Here is a 1,122-nt window from a genome sequence, read left to right as displayed (position 1 = left end):
CTAGTGGTCCGTCTCGGAGTTAGCTTGTCGGTTGGCTCTGGCGAGGATGGTGTCGGCGTCTTTGGTCCAGACGAACGGTTCGCAGCGGTCGTTCCAGCCCTCGATGAAGCGGCGGATCGCGTCGACGAGCTCGCGCACCGAGCCGAAGGTCCCGCGGCGGATGGCCTGGCGGGTGATGATCCCGAAGAAGATCTCCACCATGTTCAGCCACGAGCCTGAGGTGGGGGTGAAGTGCAGCTGCACCCGCGGGTTGCGCTCGAGCCAGGCCGTGACCCGCGGGTGCTTGTGGGTCGCGTAGTTGTCGCAGACCACGTGCAACGGCACCCGCGGATAGGCCTTCGCGACCTGCTTGAGGAACTTGAGGAACTCCTGATGACGGTGCCGGTCGAAGCAGGCGTCGGTGACCTTGCCGGTAGCGACCTCGAGCGCGGCGAACAGCGTGGTCGTGCCGTGACGGACGTAGTCGTGGGTCTGACGCTCGGGGACGCCGACACCCATCGGCAGCGTGGGCTGGGTCCGGTCGAGGGCCTGGACCTGGCTCTTCTCGTCCAGGCAGAGAACGACTGCCTTCTCTGGAGGATGCATGTACAGCCCGACGACGTCGCGGACCTTCGCGTCGAGCTCGGGATCAGTACTGAACTTGAAGGTCTCGACCCGCCAGGGCTGCAGGTTCCACTTGGCCCAGACCCGGGCGATCGTGGCGTGACCAAGGCCGAGCTCACGACCCAGCAGTCGCGAGGACCAGTGGGTGACCCCGAGCCGCTCGGGCGGCGCCTCCAACGTGGCCACCACGACTGCGGCCTCGTCGATCTGCTTGGCCCGACCCGGACGCGGCCGATCATCCAGCGCGGCGGTCCCACCCTCGAGGTAGCGCTCCCGCCACCCGATCACCGTCGGGCGCGACACCCCGACCCGGCGCGCGATCTCGGCGTTGGGCACACCCTCGCCGGCCAACAGCACGATCCGCGCCCGCCGCGCGAGCCCCGCCGGGATCGCCGTAGACCGGGCCCACCGGCGCAACGTCGCCTCGTCCTTGCCCCGCACCTCGAGCCGCGCCGCCACCGACATGACCTCAAGATCTCAAAACTCAACCGTCAATGCAACTCAGAGACGGTCCACTAG

General features: G+C 68.0%; 1 protein-coding gene. It reads right to left on the bottom strand.

From position 1 onward, the window contains the following. Nucleotides 1–1,068 (bottom strand): IS630 family transposase, encoded by a 1,068-nt coding sequence (locus PHK61_RS31830; protein ID WP_274285045.1) that lies wholly within the window; start codon nt 1,066–1,068, stop codon nt 1–3. Nucleotides 1,069–1,122: the final 54 nt, after the last annotated feature.

The sequence above is a fragment of the Actinomycetospora lutea genome, from assembly GCF_028737205.1.
Taxonomy (GTDB): Bacteria; Actinomycetota; Actinomycetes; order Mycobacteriales; family Pseudonocardiaceae; genus Actinomycetospora; species Actinomycetospora lutea.
The sequence above is the reverse complement of the archived record's forward strand: the minus strand, read 5'-3'. Positions and strand labels throughout refer to the sequence as shown.